At 64.2% G+C, this 16,090-nt stretch carries 17 protein-coding genes; 14 read left to right on the forward strand and 3 right to left on the reverse strand.

Going from position 1 to position 16,090, the window contains the following annotated elements; translation table 11 throughout:
* The first annotated feature begins 13 nt into the window (after window positions 1–13).
* From rplB to rpsQ, 7 genes are read left to right on the forward strand one after another with little or no spacing between them, the layout of a single operon-like run.
* Window positions 14–856, forward strand: a complete 843-nt coding sequence (gene rplB / locus QWU43_RS07255; protein WP_370914564.1) for a 50S ribosomal protein L2 — start codon at window positions 14–16, stop codon at window positions 854–856.
* Window positions 857–869: 13 nt separating this feature from the next.
* Entirely contained in the window at window positions 870–1,148 is a 279-nt protein-coding gene (gene rpsS / locus QWU43_RS07260) for a 30S ribosomal protein S19 (protein ID WP_013241207.1), read from the forward strand.
* A 3-nt stretch (window positions 1,149–1,151) separates the two neighbouring features.
* A complete protein-coding gene (gene rplV, locus QWU43_RS07265) occupies window positions 1,152–1,517 on the forward strand; it encodes a 50S ribosomal protein L22 (protein ID WP_198734956.1) in 366 nt (121 codons plus the stop codon).
* Window positions 1,517–2,269: a 30S ribosomal protein S3 gene (rpsC, locus tag QWU43_RS07270; RefSeq protein ID WP_198734955.1), complete on the forward strand. Its 753-nt coding sequence runs from the start codon at window positions 1,517–1,519 to the stop codon at window positions 2,267–2,269. The genes rplV and rpsC overlap by 1 nt, the downstream gene beginning before the upstream one ends.
* A gap of 4 nt (window positions 2,270–2,273) precedes the next feature.
* Complete coding sequence (gene rplP, locus QWU43_RS07275; protein WP_198734954.1) at window positions 2,274–2,690, forward strand: 50S ribosomal protein L16; 417 nt, start codon at window positions 2,274–2,276, stop codon at window positions 2,688–2,690.
* A complete protein-coding gene (gene rpmC / locus QWU43_RS07280) occupies window positions 2,690–2,920 on the forward strand; it encodes a 50S ribosomal protein L29 (protein ID WP_198734953.1) in 231 nt (76 codons plus the stop codon). The genes rplP and rpmC overlap by 1 nt, the downstream gene beginning before the upstream one ends.
* 2 nt (window positions 2,921–2,922) lie before the next feature.
* Window positions 2,923–3,213, forward strand: coding sequence for a 30S ribosomal protein S17 (gene rpsQ, locus QWU43_RS07285; RefSeq protein ID WP_198734952.1), 291 nt, complete (start codon window positions 2,923–2,925; stop codon window positions 3,211–3,213).
* Window positions 3,214–3,555: 342 nt separating this feature from the next.
* Here the strand turns inward: rpsQ and QWU43_RS07290 are convergent, their stop codons facing one another.
* Window positions 3,556–3,705, reverse strand: a complete 150-nt coding sequence (locus tag QWU43_RS07290; protein WP_370917485.1) for a hypothetical protein — start codon at window positions 3,703–3,705, stop codon at window positions 3,556–3,558.
* A gap of 276 nt (window positions 3,706–3,981) precedes the next feature.
* On the opposite strand from QWU43_RS07290, the gene QWU43_RS07295 reads away from it, so the two are divergent.
* The 7 genes from QWU43_RS07295 to rplE all read left to right on the forward strand — a co-directional run bounded on the left by QWU43_RS07295 (window position 3,982) and on the right by rplE (window position 11,747).
* The gene (locus QWU43_RS07295) at window positions 3,982–5,295 is read left to right on the forward strand and encodes a lysine 6-monooxygenase (protein ID WP_370914562.1); all 1,314 of its coding nucleotides are present in this window, start codon (window positions 3,982–3,984) and stop codon (window positions 5,293–5,295) included.
* A gap of 64 nt (window positions 5,296–5,359) precedes the next feature.
* Window positions 5,360–6,964, forward strand: coding sequence for an amino acid adenylation domain-containing protein (locus QWU43_RS07300; RefSeq protein WP_370914561.1), 1,605 nt, complete (start codon window positions 5,360–5,362; stop codon window positions 6,962–6,964).
* A gap of 54 nt (window positions 6,965–7,018) precedes the next feature.
* Window positions 7,019–8,128 (forward strand): thioesterase domain-containing protein, encoded by a 1,110-nt coding sequence (locus QWU43_RS07305; protein WP_370917486.1) that lies wholly within the window; start codon window positions 7,019–7,021, stop codon window positions 8,126–8,128.
* Window positions 8,129–8,245: 117 nt separating this feature from the next.
* Window positions 8,246–10,036: a siderophore-interacting protein gene (locus QWU43_RS07310; protein ID WP_370917487.1), complete on the forward strand. Its 1,791-nt coding sequence runs from the start codon at window positions 8,246–8,248 to the stop codon at window positions 10,034–10,036.
* Window positions 10,037–10,491: 455 nt separating this feature from the next.
* Window positions 10,492–10,860, forward strand: a complete 369-nt coding sequence (rplN, locus tag QWU43_RS07315) for a 50S ribosomal protein L14 (RefSeq protein ID WP_198734946.1) — start codon at window positions 10,492–10,494, stop codon at window positions 10,858–10,860.
* Window positions 10,861–11,175, forward strand: coding sequence for a 50S ribosomal protein L24 (gene rplX, locus QWU43_RS07320; protein ID WP_198734945.1), 315 nt, complete (start codon window positions 10,861–10,863; stop codon window positions 11,173–11,175).
* A gap of 2 nt (window positions 11,176–11,177) precedes the next feature.
* On the forward strand, window positions 11,178–11,747 hold the full coding sequence (gene rplE, locus QWU43_RS07325; protein ID WP_198734944.1) for a 50S ribosomal protein L5: 570 nt from the start codon (window positions 11,178–11,180) through the stop codon (window positions 11,745–11,747).
* A gap of 95 nt (window positions 11,748–11,842) precedes the next feature.
* Here the strand turns inward: rplE and QWU43_RS07330 are convergent, their stop codons facing one another.
* Window positions 11,843–15,802, reverse strand: coding sequence for an amino acid adenylation domain-containing protein (locus tag QWU43_RS07330; protein WP_370917488.1), 3,960 nt, complete (start codon window positions 15,800–15,802; stop codon window positions 11,843–11,845).
* Window positions 15,803–15,856: 54 nt separating this feature from the next.
* Window positions 15,857–16,087: a phosphopantetheine-binding protein gene (locus tag QWU43_RS07335; RefSeq protein ID WP_267173231.1), complete on the reverse strand. Its 231-nt coding sequence runs from the start codon at window positions 16,085–16,087 to the stop codon at window positions 15,857–15,859.
* Window positions 16,088–16,090: the final 3 nt, after the last annotated feature.

A 16,090-nucleotide genomic window follows, 5' to 3' on the forward strand; every position in this document is an offset into this window, starting at 1 on the left:
ACTTAGAGAACCAATGGCTATTCGCAAGTACAAGCCGACTACGCCGGGCCGGCGCGCAAGCTCCGTGTCGATGTTCGAGGAAATCACTCGCTCGACGCCGGAGAAGTCGCTGCTGCGCCCCCTGCACAAGACCGGCGGCCGTAACGTTCACGGCCACATCACCACCCGTCACAAGGGCGGTGGACACAAGCGCCAGTACCGCCTGATTGATTTCCGGCGGCACGACAAGGATGGCGTTGAGGCTAAGGTCGCTCACATCGAGTACGACCCGAACCGCACCGCCAACATCGCCCTGCTGCATTACGTTGATGGTGAGAAGCGCTACATTATCGCTCCCCGCAACCTGCGTCAGGGTGCCATCGTCGAAGCTGGCGCCAATGCAGACATCAAGCCCGGCAATAACCTGCCGCTGCGCAACATCCCGGCCGGTGCCACCGTGCACTGTGTCGAGTTGAAGCCCGGTGGCGGCGCCAAGCTGGCCCGTTCCGCAGGAACGTCCATCCAGCTTCTCGGTAAGGAAGGCAAATACGCGATCCTGCGTATGCCCTCCTCCGAAATCCGCCGCGTTGACATCCGCTGCCGTGCCACCATCGGTGAGGTCGGTAACGCCGACCAGATCAACATCCGTTGGGGTAAAGCGGGTCGTATGCGCTGGAAGGGCTGGCGTCCGACCGTCCGCGGTGTCGTCATGAACCCCGTCGACCACCCGCATGGTGGTGGTGAGGGTAAGACCTCCGGTGGTCGTCACCCCGTTTCCCCGTGGGGCCAGCCTGAAGGCCGGACCCGCCGCCCGAATCGTCCGAGCGACAAGCTGATCATGCGTCGTCGCCGCAGCAACAAGAACAAGAAGCGCTAGGAGGTAACAGACAATGCCACGCAGCCTCAAAAAAGGCCCGTTCGTCGATGAGCACCTCCTCGCCAAGGTTGATGCACAGAACGAGAAGGGCACCAAGCAGGTCATCAAGACCTGGTCCCGTCGGTCCACCATTCTCCCCGATTTCATCGGACACACCTTCGCCGTCCATGACGGTCGCAAGCATGTCCCGGTGTTCGTGGATGACTCGATGGTCGGACACAAGCTGGGCGAATTCGCCCCGACCAAGACCTTCAAGGGTCACATCAAGGACGACAAGAAGGGACGTCGATAAGCGATGAGCGAAGACACCATCACGTCCGCAAGCGCGACCGCCCGTTACGTCCGCGTCACCCCGATGAAGGCACGCCGGGTTATTGATTTGGTCCGCGGCAAGTCCGTGGCCGAGGCCCTGGCCATCCTGAAGTACGCTCCGCAGGCGGCCAGCGAGCCGGTTGCCAAGGTCGTCGCTTCAGCGGCCGCAAACGCCGAGAACAACTTCGGCCTGGACCGCGACTCACTCGTCATCTCCGAGGCTTACGCCGACGAGGGACCGACGATGCGTCGTTTCCGTCCGCGCGCCCAGGGTCGTGCCTTCCACGTCCGCAAGCGCACCAGCCACATCACCGTGGTTGTTGAGAGCCAGAAGGGAAGTGCTCAGTAGTGGGCCAGAAAATTCATCCCCACGGCCTCCGGCTGGGCATCACTTCCGACTGGAAGTCCCACTGGTACGCCGATAAGCAGTACAGCGATTACGTCGCTGAAGACATCAAGATCCGTAATTTCCTGTCCAAGGGCCTCGATCGCGCCGGCATCGCCGATGTCGTCATCGAGCGCACGAGGGACCGGGTCCGCGTCGACATTCACACTGCCCGTCCGGGTATCGTGATTGGTCGCCGTGGCTCCGAGGCCGACCGTATTCGCGGCGAGCTCGAGAAGCTCACCGGCAAGCAGGTCGCCCTCAACATCCTTGAGGTCAAGAACATCGACGCCAACGCTCAACTGGTGGCACAGTCCATCGCGGAGCAGTTGACTAACCGTGTGGCTTTCCGCCGTGCGATGCGTAAGGCCATCCAGTCCGCGATGCGCCAGCCGCAGGTCAAGGGCATCAAGGTCGTGTGTTCCGGTCGTCTCGGCGGCGCTGAGATGTCCCGCACCGAGCGTTACCATGAGGGCCGCGTCCCGCTGCACACGTTGCGTGCGGAAATCGACTATGGCACCTACGAGGCCCACACCACCTTCGGCCGTATCGGCGTGAAGGTCTGGATCTACAAGGGTGACGTTGTTGGCGGCAAGCGCGAGAGTGAAATGAACGCTCCGTCCGACCGTCGTGGTCGTGGTGGCGCCGAGCGTCGCGAGCGTCCGCGCCGTGGTGGCCAGCGTCGCCAGCGCGCCGAGCAGAAGCAGGAGGGCTAGACAGATGCTTATCCCTAAGCGCGTCAAGTACCGCCGGCAGCATCGTCCCACCCGGACAGGTGTGTCCAAGGGCGGAAACCGCGTTACCTTCGGTGACTACGGTATCCAGGCTCTTGAGCCGTGCTACATCACCAACCGTCAGATTGAATCCGCGCGTATCGCGATCAACCGCCACGTCAAGCGTGGTGGCAAGGTGTGGATCAACATCTTCCCGGACCGTCCCTTGACCCAGAAGCCGCTTGGCGTGCGTATGGGTTCCGGTAAAGGCCCCGTCGAGAAGTGGGTGGCCAACGTCAAGCCCGGCCGCGTTCTCTTCGAGATGAGCTACGCCAACGAGGAAGTCGCCCTCGAGGCACTCCGTCGCGCAGCCCAGAAGCTGCCCTGCAAGGTCCGCATCATCAAGAAGGAGGACCAGCTCTAATGGCTAACGGTACCCCCGCATTCGAGCTCCGCGAGCTCAACGCCGAGGAGCTTGTCACCCGCCTCAACGAGGCGAAGGAGGAGCTTTTCAACCTCCGCTTCCAGATGGCCACCGGCCAGCTGACCAACAACGGTCGCCTGAAGACGGTCAAGCGTGACATCGCCCGTATCTACACGGTCATCCGTGAACGTGAGCTGGGTCTGTCCGTCGTTCCGGGAGCTGAAGGCTAATCATGAGTGAGGCAAACGTGAACAACCAGGAATCCACCAACGAGAGGGGCGCCCGCAAGGTCCGCACCGGCTACGTTGTCTCGACGAAGATGCAGAAGACCATCGTTGTCGAGCTCGAGGATCGTCGTCAGCACGCGCTGTACGGCAAGACCATCCGCACGAATAGCCGCGTGAAGGCCCATGATGAGGACGGAACTGCCGGCGTCGGCGACCTCGTCCGCATCATCGAGACCCGCCCGCTGAGCAAGGACAAGCACTTCCGTCTCCTCGACATCGTCGAGAAGGCACGCTAGTTCTCTACCGGAATCAACTGTTCGCCCTTTCTGGTTCATCCGGAAATACTGTGAACGGACGATCAAACGAATGCCCCAACCAGTTTCTGGTTGGGGCATTCGTTGTTTTTCACTCGTCTCGCCCGGGCAGTCAACCCCGCGGCAGTGGCGTCGGTTGCGGATTAGGCATCCGGATATTCACTGACCGCAGTGAGGTGAGAATCAATGACGCCTTCTTGTACCGGGTCCTCGAGGGAGGGAAAGTCCTGACCGTCCCGCGTAGCCACGGGCTCTCTGTGTAGGCAGGGAAACAGAAACATGTGTAGGTGAGTTACTCGCATTGGCCCCAACGGACTTGGCAGATCACGCGGGGTGATAGTGCTCCCCGTTGATGTCGGTATCTAGATCTTCGAGGAGTTCATGCGCGGGGCTCTGAGCGACAGTCTCGTCACCACTGGTCATATCTGTGCGGCGCGTGACTTCCTTGGGGTGCGTATCTGGCACATTCTTCATTGGGATTCCGAGAAATGGCTTCTGAAGTGTGCGAAGGGGGAGGATGGAGGATTAGCTAAGCGGATACTGAGATTAGATGGAAGGCCCTGACAGGGGCCTGGATATTAGATGAGTCTGCCGGCAATGTAAGGTAGATACGAGCTAAAAGCTAAGGCTGCCCTACGGCGGGTAGCGATCCTCTGATGTCGTGGACCCGTATGTGGTTTTCACGCGCTGTTATGCCGTCGGATCTGGCGGACGGAAGAACCCCCAATATACAGGAACGAGAAAAGCCCAGTGAGTACCCTCACCATCGTCGGAGCAGGCCCCAAGGCGGTCGCGGTGGCTGCCAAAGCCCACGTCGCCGGACGCCTCGGACTGGAGGTGCCGGAGATAATCGTTGTTGACCCCCATGGCATCGGTGCGCACTGGTTGGCCTCCGGGGGTTGGACCGACGGTCGCCACCGGCTGGGCACCCCCCCTGAAAAAGACGTGGGCTTCCCCTATCGGACCGAACTTACCGGTGACCGGGATATTGATGCGAGGATTGACCGAGAGATGGCCGATCTCTCATGGGCGGCCCATCTCATTGACACGGGCAGCTACGCGGACTGGATTGACCGGGGTCGCCCCCAACCGATGCATTGTGAGTGGGCCGATTATTTGCGTTGGGTCGGTGACCGGATTGAGCTGAGTCCGGTACCGGGACGAGTGACCAATGCCGAGGCGATCGACGAGGGCTGGCGGATTCGGGTCGAGGACACGATCTCGGGGGCCCCGAGTTTTCTCTCTTCGGAGGCTCTCATGCTCACGGGGCCGGGAACGAGTGATCGACGTTTTCTCCAGGACAGCAATGTTCTGAGTGTCGCGGGTTTCTGGGCTCGGGTGGCCGCTGACGCTCGTTTCACGGGGCGTGTCTGTGTTGTCGGTGGTGGAGAGACCGCTGCCAGCATCATCGAAGAGCTCACTGTTCACCGTGTCTCAGAGATCATCACTGTCGCACCTACCGCGTGCCTGCTCTCACGAGGAGAGAATTTCCAGGAAAACGGGTTGTACACGGATCCTGATGTGTGGACCACACTGGACGCCGCGACGAGGCGTGCGATGCTGTGTCGAACGGACAGAGGAGTTCTTTCGCTACAGTCGCTCGAACTGATCAGTCGTGACGGTCGGTGTAGACATGTCATGGGGTCGGTCTCGACGGTCAAGATGGGGGCGACGGGGCCGGTCGTCCATGTCGAGAACCCCGCAGGGTCGATCGTGGTGGATACGGTCATTGACGCCCGTGGCGCGGACCCGTCCTGGTTCCTCGGCCTGCTGGGGACGGAAGCATGTGCGCAACTTGCGACCGCGGCCGGGATGGACCAACGTGATGGCGCGAGTAAGGGGGGTCTTGTGGCCGGAATCGAGGGAAGTATCCGCAGGGATCTCACGGTTGATGGGATGAACTCCACTCTTGTTCTCCCGACACTCGCGGGTTTCAATCAGGGGCCAGGTTTCGGCAACCTCAGTTGTCTGGGGCTCCTCGCGGATAGGGTTCTCGGTGGTCTCTCCGGAAATGATGACGGATTGGTTTCCGCGGGGTCTCCGGCTACCTGTGACCGTGCCTGATCTGTCCGTCCCGTGATGACGGGCTGACGTAAGCCAACTATGACTGATAGACGAGAATGGACCAATGATCTCGACCTCTCCCAACCAGATGCGCCCGGTGCCCGCTAGGAACCGTGGTCCGGCGGTCCCGGTCGAACCCGAGACCGTCGACGCGATGATCCGGCTCGCTGCACGGTGTTACCCGGATCTCGACGCGGTGGTCGCGGCTGACGCGACCCTGACCCACGGTGAGTTCGACTCCCGAGTCAATGCGTTCACTCGGACTCTCCTCGACGCGGGTGTCTCGACAGGGGACCGGGTCGCGGTTGTCGCTCGCCGGTCGGCCGCATTGCCGATCGCCGCAGCGGCTGTGATCCGCGCCGGTGGCGTCTATACCCCGGTGGATCCCTCGCACCCGGCGGAGCGTATCGCGTTCATACTCGAGAACGCTGATCCCGTTCTGGTGCTCACAGTCGGCGACGTGGAGATTCCCGGGACGGATCTGCCGGTGATTCCGGTTCCCCTGGCTCCGGAGGGGGACACTTCCACGGTCGAGCCGGAGGAGCTCACCCGTCCGGTAACCCCGGAGGATGGGGTCTACCTGATCTATACCTCCGGTACGACGGGCACCCCGAAGGGTGTGCTGAATGTCCACCGGGGTGCGGCCGCCCACATGCAGTGGTTCGTGCGCACGCTGGGGCCGGTCGAGGATTTCCGGTGGATGCAGAAGGCGCCCGTGGGATTCGATGTGAGTGTTGCGGAGATGATCACTCCGCTGGCCGGTGGCGGTGCCGTCGTGTTGCCCCCGGCAGATTGGTGGCCGGGGGATGTCGACGGTTTTGTGGAAGTCATCCGGAACAACCGGGTCACGGTGCTGTCCATGGTGCCGAGCCACATGAGGGTCGTTGCTGAGGTTCTTGAGGACTTCGGGGACTCTCTCGATGCACTGAACGGACTCCGGTTCCTGCTGCTCGGCGGGGAGGCCGTCCCGACGGATCTGGCGCAGCGCTGCCTGGATGAGATCGGATGCCGGATACTGGGCCTGTACGGTCCGACGGAGGCGGCCATGGATGTAACCTGTGTCGAATACACTGCGGATTCGACCCCGCCCTGTCCAGAGGGTACCTGTCTGCTGGGTCTGCCCGAGGACAATGTCACCGTCCATATTCTCGACGCCGAGGGTAATGAGGTCGGCGACGATGAAACCGGGGAACTGTATCTGGCCGGCGTGCAGCTCGCCGCCGGTTACATCGGCGATGAGGAACTCACCGCCCGGACGTTTGTGCCCAGCCCCTTCGAGGGGGACGTCGGTGGGCGGATGTACCGGACCGGTGATCTCGCGGGCTGGCACCGAGGGCAGATGTATTACGCCGGGCGGGTCGATGATCAGGTGAAGATCCGCGGTAACCGGGTGACCCTCGGTGAGGTTGAGTCAGCACTGAGTGGGCTTGACGGTGTCCGTGCAGCCGCGGCGGTGGCTGACACGACGGGTGAGAATCCGGAGTTGCGGGGATTCATCGTGGCTGAACCGGGATGTCCGGACTACGACGCCCTGGCTGCACAGATGCGGGGACGGGTTCCCGCCTACGCGGTTCCCTCGACGATCACCTTGATTGAACAACTTCCCGTCACCGGGAATGGGAAGCTGGATCGCCGAGAACTGATCCGGATCTACCATTCCCGGAAGTGACTTCCACCCTGTCGATGTTTTTCATACAGTACTTCTCCAAGGAGCCCCTGCACCATGACCAAGAATTCCAGTGCCATTCCGGATCGTGCGGAGGCCACGGAGCTCATCGCACGCCACATGAGCGAGCTGACCGGAACCGACCTTGTGCCGGGTGATGACTTCTTCGCGTGCGGGGGACACTCGCTGTCCGCGATGAAGCTGCTCGGTAGGCTCCGGCGTGCCGGGCTCGACGTGGGTGTTGACACGATCCTCACCCACCGGACTCCGGAAGCCATCGCCACGGCGGTCACCGCTTCTGATGGTGATGGCGCCGCCCCCCGTCCGCAGTTGCCGGGTGAGGGAGTTCTCGTAGATTTCTCCGGCGGTGAGGGCGCCCCGATCTTCTGTTTCCATGCCGTTGTCGGCTTGGCCTGGAGCTACGCGCCCCTGGCGGGGTTGCTTAAGGGGGACTATCGGGTGATTGGTGTGCAGCTCCCGGACGCGGAGACCACGCTGTCGATCGGTCTCGATCATGATGCGCTGTGCCGGTACTATCTTGACCTCGTGCGTCAGGTGCAGCCCGAGGGGCCTTACCGGTTGCTCGGGTACTCGTCCGGGGGTGCTCTCGCACACACGATCGCGGGGATGCTGCAGCAGGACGGTGAGGTTGTCGAGTTCCTCGGTGTCATTGACGCGTATCCGTCGGGGATCTCTCCGGACACCCCGAATGGCCTGGCTGCGGCGTTGGACACTTTCATCCGGCATCATAAACCGGGCGAGGAGATCCCGGAACTTCCCGGCGACGGTGGATTCGGTGACATACTCGCGGTCCTGGAGCATTTCGATGACGCACTGATCGGGGAGATGATCCGGGCGGCGAACGCCCCGAACTTCTCGGATGAGGAGATCGACGCCATGAAGGACGCCTCCGGCAGGTGCTTCATGATTCACATGACGGCAACACGCTCGCCCTATACGGGGCCAGTGCTTGTTCTCCGAGCCGGGGACACGACGGATATGGCGGGCCTGAATTGGGAGCCGCTGAAGGCATGGGAGGACCTGGACGGTGTGGAGCCGGTCAGTTCACACACCGTGGACAGCGCCCACCTCGCAATGAGTTCCCTTGAGGCGTGGGAATCCATGGTGCCGGTCATTGAACGTCATCTCACCCGGGGGCCGGTGTAGCTCCCCGGAAGATGCTGGGGGGATGAACACCCGATAACTTTGTTCGCTCCTCCGGGGGTTCGGTAGCATGAGGGTTTCCTAACCTTCTTCCCCACTTTTGGAAGGGCCTTGACAAATATGGCGCGGAGTAGTCGGCACCACGACATCTATCCGATCAGTATCCGGGAGCTAGAGGTGATCCGGGCGGAGGATGTCACGCCCGGGATGCGCCGGGTGGTTCTCGGTGGGCCGGGTCTTCGGGCACACACCCGGGACGGGTACGAGGTGCCTGAGTTCATCAGTGATGGATTCGATGATGATGTGCGCATCATCTTCCCTGATCCCGTCACCGGATCGAGGCCCTATCCACCGCCGACAGGGGATGGGCGGTTGCAGTGGAATGAAGAGGTCAACCGGCTGTTCCGGACCTACACGGTACGGCACTTCGATGTGGTCAAAGGTGAGGTCACCATCGATTTCGCCCGCCATGGCCACGGCCTCGCGGAAGGTTGGGCAGTGTCCGCGACACCTGGGGCGAAGGTGTGGGTTGCAGGTCCGAAGCGGTGCGGCGTGTTGCCCACCCACACTGATCATCTCATCCTGGTGGGGGATGAGACGGCGCTCCCCGCGATCAGCCGCTGTCTCGAGGAACTATCCGGGTCCGCGTCCGTGACCGTGCTCGTGGAGGTTGCGGAGCGGTGTCATATCCAGCAGCTCGACAGCACCGCCGCAGTGGATCTGCGCTGGATCGTCCGTGCCGATGGTGGGGATCTCGCCGAGGAATTCGCCAAGATGGACTGGCCGGAGGGCCGCGTCTACGTGTGGTGTGCCGGGGAAGCGGGACAACTGCGGGCAATGCGCCAGGTCATCAAGGACCATGATGTTGATCCGGCGGATCGGGAACTGACCGGCTACTGGCGTGAACAGACTGAGGGGGACGGTGGCGGGGCGGCCCCGGTGCGGGCGTTGGCGCGCCTCGCGGATGTCTCCGGTGGGCTGGTGCTCCGGGCGGCGGTGCGGACCGGGATCTTCACTGCGATTGGGGCCGGTCATGACACCCCGGCGGCGCTCGCTGCCGCGACCGGCATGGATGAGTCGATCACGGTGCGTTTCCTCCGGTATCTCGAATCGCAGGCGTTGCTTCGGCTCGTCGTTGAGACGCAGGAGGACGGCCCGGTTGTCACCGGTGTCCGGTTGACGGCGATGGGCCGGGAACTTGCTGACCCGGAATCGAGTACGGTGCAGATGCTCGCGGGTCCGGGGCTGGTGAAGCTGTTGGCGTTTCTGCGTCTCGACGCAGCAGTGTGCAGCGGTGGTGCGGTTGACCTCGGTGCCCGGGCGGACGCGGGGGGCCTCGACGTCGCGGGGACGGTGTCCCGGGTGGTGGGCAGTCAGCAGGCGGCAGCGGCCGCGTGGACGGCGCCCGCCGTGATAGCGGCGCTCGACCTCCGGGCGGACGGCGACCGTCGGCCAGTGGTCGGCTTCATGGGGGCCGCCGCAGCGGCATATGCGGAGGAGTGCGCGCACCGCCGAACGGATGTCTCCGTGGTGTGCCTGTGTGCGGCGGAAGAACCGGATGGGCAGCGCGCAGACGGGGTCGTCCGCCGCGGTTACGTGCCGGGTGAGCAGGTCTCGGGCGTCGATACGCTGGTTGTGGTGGACCCGTTCGCCTGCGCGTTCCCCGGTGGTGTCGACGAGGTGCTCGCTGCCACTGGAGTCCCGAGGCTAGTCCTGGTGACACCGCAAGTGGAGGAGCACGCCGGGGATGCAGAGGACTACGAGGCCGACCTCATCCGGCTGTGTGTCTCCGGGGCATCGGTTCCCACCCGCCGAGACATCCGGGATGCGCTCGGGCGGGCTGGCTATCTGCTCGACACAGCAGAACCCGCCGGGTGGGGTTTCTGGCGGATCACGGCTACTCGACGGTAGTCGCAGAATCGGAGAGAGCGTCTCCCCTACCCGTAGCTGCTATTCCGGGTTATTCAGCATGGGGATGATGGCGAGCGGTCCTCCGTCCTGGATCGTGAGTTCGTGGGCGAGGCGGGAGCATTGGGTTATCCGGCATGTCGAATATGTGCTGGTGTCGGTAGAACTAGGGGTGGGGTAGGGGGGTGGGTTGCCGCATTTCGTCCGGTATGGTTCAATGATTCGGTCGCTGACGTGGGTCGGTTCGCCGTGCGTTTCCGAGCGCGGGCCGAGACCCTTCGACATCGCAGGTACTGTCGGGCGGACTGTGTCCGGTTGGCCGGTGCTTGCTCATGTACGGTGTTCGTCGCCTTCACCGGGTTCTTCCCGGAGCGTCAGTGGCCGTGCAAGTACATCAGACCGCGTGTGTTCGGGTCGGAAATCCGGCGCACATTGAAATCCAGGTCAGGAGACCCATAGTGATTCAGCAGGAATCGCGTCTGCGGGTCGCCGACAACACTGGTGCACGGGAGATTCTGTGCATCCGCGTTCTCGGTGGCTCCACCCGACGCTTCGGCGGTATCGGTGACGTCATCGTCGCCACCGTCAAGGAAGCCACTCCCGGCGGCAACGTGAAGGCCGGCGAAATCGTCAAGGCCGTCATCGTGCGCACGAAGAAGGAGACCCGTCGTCCGGACGGCTCCTACATTCGTTTCGACGAGAACGCAGCCGTCATCATCAAGAACGACAGCGATCCGCGCGGTACCCGTATCTTCGGCCCCGTCGCCCGTGAACTCCGTGAGAAGAAGTTCATGAAGATCGTCTCGCTGGCACCGGAGGTAATCTAAATGAAGATCCACAAGGGCGATAACGTCCTCGTCATCTCCGGTCCGGACAAGGGCGCACGCGGCAAGGTCATCGAGGCCTACCCGAAGCGTTCCAAGGTCCTGGTCGAGGGAGTCAACCGCATCAAGAAGCACGTCGCGAACTCCGCGCCCGAGCGTGGTGCCGAGTCCGGTGGCATCGTCACCCAGGAAGCGCCGATCCATGTCTCCAACGTCATGGTCATCGATTCCGACGGAAACCCGACCCGCGTCGGCTACCGTGTCGATGAGAACGGCAAGCGCGTGCGCATCTCCCGACGCAACGGGAAGGACATCTGAACATGAGCGAGAACTACACCCCGCGTCTGAAGACCCGCTACCGCGAGGACATCCGCACCGCGCTGTCTGAAGAGTTCAACTACGACAACGTCATGCAGATCCCCGGCGTCGTCAAGGTTGTCGTCAACATGGGCGTCGGCGACGCCGCCCGTGACGCCAAGCTCATCAACGGCGCACTCGAGGACCTCACCCTGATCACCGGTCAGAAGCCGGAGATCCGTCGGTCTAAGAAGTCCATCGCCAACTTCAAACTGCGTGAGGGCATGCCCATCGGCGCCCGCGTCACCCTCCGCGGTGACCGCATGTGGGAGTTCCTGGACCGCCTGCTGACCGTCGCCCTGCCCCGTATCCGCGACTTCCGCGGACTGTCGGATCAGCAGTTCGACGGCCACGGCAACTACACGTTCGGCCTCACGGAGCAGACCATGTTCTACGAGATCGACGTGGACAAGGTTGACCGTCCCCGTGGTATGGACATCACCGTCGTCACCACGGCAACGAACAACGATGAAGGCCGTGCCCTGCTCCGCGAGCTGGGCTTCCCCTTCAAGAAGCCGGGCCAGGAGCGCTAGTCTCCGTCAGCCCGCCGACAAGGCCGCCCTCCCCGAACCTCGGGGAGGGCGGCCTTTCGTCATTGTAGATGCGGCGCCGGTGCACACGCACCGGGTCATTGAATGAGATCAGCGACCCGGGCAAACACCTCGGGGGACACCATGCCCGGATGCGTGGTCTGCATCCGGTGGACACGAAGGTCACCGCAGAACGGTCGCCACGTCTCTTCGTCCATGTGCTCCGGGTTGAGTTCGGCGCGGAACATGTCGATGGTTCCCGACCACGGGATCGTGCGGTGCTCCCGCATGATGCGGGCGTTGTGCCCGATCATGGTGGTGACGGAGGAGAGCACGGAATCGGGGAGCGCGCTGAACGCCCCGGGTGCGGCGCGTAGTGCGGCGACGACGGTGGCGGTGTCGAGCTTGCCGTAATCGTCCGGATCCTGCCCAGCCATCACGAGAACGCCGCGGAGCCGCTCCTGGTCGTCTGGGGCGGGTTTGCCGCGCCAGAGCTCGGCGGGGTAGGCGTCGAGGAGGACGAGGTGACGTACCCGGATACCGGTGTCGGCGAGCCGGACCGCACACGCCTGGGCCAGTACACCTCCCACTGACCAGCCGACGAGCTCGACGTCGGTGATGTCCTGTTCGGCGCAGAGCGCCAGGATGTCCGTCGCGGCACGTTCAGCGGCCGCAACGATGGATGCGACCATCGGGGGACCGTCGGGAACCAGACCCGGGGACTGGACCGCGAACACGCCTCGGCCGCTGTCGAGGAAGGGGATGAGACGGGCGTAGGACCAGCCGATGCCGCCCGCAGGGTGGAAGCAGAATACGGGGACCCCGGCGCGGTGCGGGCGCAACGCCAGCAGAGGCCGGAACCCGGCTGACCCGGAGTCGTGATCGCCACGGGCGGTGAGGTGGGCGGACAGGGCGCGGATCGACGGGGCCGCGAACACATCGGACACGTTGAGGTCCAGACCGGTCCGCTCCCGGAGCACTTGGGCGAGTCGGACCGCGCTGAGTGAGGTTCCCCCCAGATCGAAGAAGTTGGCCCGGGCTCCGGGCCGGATCCCCAGCACCTCCCGGAAGGCGTCGAGCAGGGATTCCTCCAGCGGGCCGACGGTGGGATCGTCGTCGGCGTCTGAGTCCACGGCAGGGGGATCGGGGAGCGCCCGGATATCGAGTTTCCCGTTGGTGGTCATCGGGAGAACATCCACGGTGACCACGGCGGACGGGATCATGTAGGCGGGAAGCCGACTGCGGGCGTGCTCCAGGACGGAGTCGGTGTCCGGTGGTGCGGAGTGGTTGCGGGGAACGATCCACGCGATGAGCGCATCCTCCCCGGAGCCGGGGAGCGGCCGCACCAGAACCGCGCTCGCGGCGATGTCGGGGTGTGCCGAGAGAACCTCTTCGATCTCGCCCGGTTCGAGTCGTTGCCCACGGAGTTTCACCTGGTTGTCGGCGCGCCCGAGGTAGAGTAGCTCGCCGTCGTCACGCCACCGCGCGATGTCCCCGGAATCGTACATCCGTTCGCCGGGATGGAACGGGTCTTCGGTGAAACGTTCGGCGCTCAGATCCGGGCGGCCGACGTAACCGGTGGCGACCTGGACCCCGGCGAGGAAGAGCCTGCCGGGGGCGCCGATGGGGAGTAACCTGCCGATCGGGTCGAGGACATGGGTTCGGGTGTTCCACACCGGGGCACCGATCGGGATGGTCGTTTCACCGGGGCGCACCGTGTGCGCCGTGACATCGATGGAGGCTTCGGTCGGTCCGTAGAGATTGTGCACCTCGACCCCGAAGCGTTCGCGGCAGGTCGATGCGGTACGAGCGGGCAGCGCCTCGCCGGAGGTGATGACGGCCCGGAGTGCTGGGAGGTCGATGCTCCCGGTGTGCCACCGGAGGAACGCGTCGAGAGCTGAGGGGACGAAGTGACAGATCGTGGTTCCCGTCTCCCGGAGGACCGGAAGCAGCTCACCGGGATCGCGGTGGGCATCCGGTGCGGGCACCACGAGTCTCGGGCCGTGGGTGAGCGGAAGGAGGAATTCCCACCCGGATACGTCGAAGGAGGCCGGGGTCTTCTGGATCAGGGTGTCGTTCTCCCCGATGCCGTAGTAATCCGCCATCCACGCGAGGCGGTTGAGGATTCCCTCCTGCGGCACGGCGACGCCTTTGGGGGTTCCGGTGGAGCCCGAGGTGAACAGAATGTAGGCGGTGTCCCGGGCTGTTGCGTGCGGGGCCGGGGCGGGGTCCCACTGGGGTGGTGCGGCAGGTGCGGGGCGCAGCACCGTTTCATCGAGTTCGATGATCGGGCTCAGTTCCGGTGTCGGTGTTCCGGTCGTGCGCTCGGTGATGAGAAGGTGTGGGTCTGCGGTGGCGAGCATGTCCCGGCGTCGTTGTTCGGGAAGTGCGGGATCGAGGGGCAGCCACGCGGCCCCAGTGAGTGCGGTCGCGGCAATTGCGGTGCATAGTGCGGGCGAACGGGTGAGCTGCAGCGCGATGGTTGTTCCTGGTGCGGCGCCGTGCTCGTGGAGGACCGCGGCCAGGCCGTCGACGTCGGCCCAGAATTCCTCCCGGGTGATCCACTGCCCGTTCCACCACAGGGCCGGTTCGGTGGGCCTGGTGGTCAGGTCGGCGGTGCGCCGTGCGTGGATCAGTGCGTGGAGGGTGGGGTCGTCACCGTCGGGGAGCGTGATCGGGTGTGTTGTTCCGTTGAATTTCTCCAGTAGGATTCGGCGTTCGTCGGCGTCGATGAGGTCCAGATCACCGAGGCTGAAGGCGTCATCATCGGCGGTGATGTCGGCGGGATCGACGTGGGCCAATTGGTTGACCAGGAGCGCGAGCCGCCGGGTGTGTGCGTCGAGCTGCTGTTGTTGTGCCGGAGTGCCGTGGGCGAGGGAGTGCAGGGTCATGCTGCCGTCGTCCTCGGACTGGAAGATCAGCTCGACATCGGCGACCGGGCCGACGGAGAGAGTGGTCAACTCGCCGCGCACCCCGTTGAACCGGAATGTCGGGGTGAAGGGGCGCAGGTTGATGGTCGGCCCGGTCATCCGGTGTGCGGGGTCGCTGATGCGCAGTAGTCTGCGGAGTTCCTCGCCGCGCAGCGTCCCGTGTGACCGGAGTTCCGCGAGCGCCGCGCCAGTCGCGGTGACGGTGTCCACGAACCGCGCGCGCAGGTCCGCGGTGTCGAGGCGGAGCGGGAGCAGATTGACGGCGGGGACGAAGTCGATGCTGCGGCTGCCCATCGGGCGGTTCATCAGGGGGATACCGAGGGTGATGTCTGCGGATCCGGTGACGGCCGCCGTGTAGTGCGCGGTGACGGCGGCGAGGGCGTCCAGCTCGGTCACGCGCATCGTGCGGGTGAGGGCGCGGAGCGCGACGCGGGCGTCATGGTCGATGGTGGCGTGGGAACGCAGTGGGCGTGCCGGTCCCCGACCGTCCGCGGGGAGAATCGTGGGCGGATTCTCGGCGGCTACCCGCGCCGGATCCCGCCAGAAGGCGAGGTCATCGTCACCGGGGCCCGGGTGCGTGGTGGCCCAGTGGTCGCTGAACGGTGTTTGCGGGGCGTCGCCGCCCGTGGCGCGTGCCGTGTAGCAGGCCGCGATCCAGCGGATGAGCGCGCCGATGGCGTATCCGTCGGCGAGGATGTGGTGGAAGCGGGCCAACCACAACGGGCGGCCGTTCGCTCGCTGCATCAGGTGATGTCCGGTGAGTTCGGTGCCGGAGATCTCGTCCCCGCGGGTCATGGCGGGTACGGCGATGGTACGGCTGGCCCACTCGTCGATGTCCGCGTCGGCGTCGAGAGTGCCGGTGATGATGCTTATTGACGCAGGTTCCCACTGCGGGTCGGTTTCGGCGCGCAGTGTTCCTGAGGTGGTGCGGAGGAACCGGCAGCGGAACGGTTCGAGTGTGGAGAGGCAGTCGCGGATGGTGTCCGCCAGAAGTTCGAGGTCGATCTCCGCGTCAAACTCGATGAGTTCGGCGCACTGAAATGTCGTCCCGCCGGGGTCGGCGGCCTGGGCGAACCAGATGGCGGCCTGTCCCGGACCCATGTCATGGACGGCTGTGCTGGTGGTCATGGGTGATGCTCCTCGGCGGGGATGGCGGCGTGGAAGGGGTGTTCGCGGCCTGTCTCAGGTGAGTGCGGTGATCCATTCGTCGAGGGTCTGCAGGGACATGATCTCGTGGAAGTCGACCGTGGCGCCGTCGGCGCGCCAGGTCTCGACGAGGGTCACGGCGCGCAGTGAATCGAGTCCCTGTTCCACGAGTGGTGCGTGCGGATCGAGGGTGTCCGGGGTGATTCCGAGAATGTCGGCGGTGTCCTCGGTGATGCGGGTTCCGGTGAGTGCGGGGGTGTCGCTCATGGA

It is taken from the genome of Corynebacterium sp. CCM 9204 (genome assembly GCF_041357695.1).
Taxonomy (GTDB): Bacteria; Actinomycetota; Actinomycetes; order Mycobacteriales; family Mycobacteriaceae; genus Corynebacterium.

What these genes read in the sequence shown, in the direction of transcription:
- QWU43_RS07310 (WP_370917487.1), top strand. Translation starts at nt 8,246, where the DNA reads ATGGCGCGGAGTAGTCGGCACCACGACATCTATCCGATCAGTATCCGG.
- rpsQ (WP_198734952.1), top strand. Translation starts at nt 2,923, where the DNA reads ATGAGTGAGGCAAACGTGAACAACCAGGAATCCACCAACGAGAGGGGC.
- rpmC (WP_198734953.1), top strand. Translation starts at nt 2,690, where the DNA reads ATGGCTAACGGTACCCCCGCATTCGAGCTCCGCGAGCTCAACGCCGAG.
- rplB (WP_370914564.1), top strand. Translation starts at nt 14, where the DNA reads ATGGCTATTCGCAAGTACAAGCCGACTACGCCGGGCCGGCGCGCAAGC.
- rpsS (WP_013241207.1), top strand. Translation starts at nt 870, where the DNA reads ATGCCACGCAGCCTCAAAAAAGGCCCGTTCGTCGATGAGCACCTCCTC.
- QWU43_RS07300 (WP_370914561.1), top strand. Translation starts at nt 5,360, where the DNA reads ATGATCTCGACCTCTCCCAACCAGATGCGCCCGGTGCCCGCTAGGAAC.
- QWU43_RS07305 (WP_370917486.1), top strand. Translation starts at nt 7,019, where the DNA reads ATGACCAAGAATTCCAGTGCCATTCCGGATCGTGCGGAGGCCACGGAG.
- rplE (WP_198734944.1), top strand. Translation starts at nt 11,178, where the DNA reads ATGAGCGAGAACTACACCCCGCGTCTGAAGACCCGCTACCGCGAGGAC.
- QWU43_RS07330 (WP_370917488.1), bottom strand. Translation starts at nt 15,802, where the DNA reads ATGACCACCAGCACAGCCGTCCATGACATGGGTCCGGGACAGGCCGCC.
- rplP (WP_198734954.1), top strand. Translation starts at nt 2,274, where the DNA reads ATGCTTATCCCTAAGCGCGTCAAGTACCGCCGGCAGCATCGTCCCACC.
- QWU43_RS07335 (WP_267173231.1), bottom strand. Translation starts at nt 16,087, where the DNA reads ATGAGCGACACCCCCGCACTCACCGGAACCCGCATCACCGAGGACACC.
- QWU43_RS07290 (WP_370917485.1), bottom strand. Translation starts at nt 3,705, where the DNA reads ATGAAGAATGTGCCAGATACGCACCCCAAGGAAGTCACGCGCCGCACA.
- rplX (WP_198734945.1), top strand. Translation starts at nt 10,861, where the DNA reads ATGAAGATCCACAAGGGCGATAACGTCCTCGTCATCTCCGGTCCGGAC.
- rplV (WP_198734956.1), top strand. Translation starts at nt 1,152, where the DNA reads ATGAGCGAAGACACCATCACGTCCGCAAGCGCGACCGCCCGTTACGTC.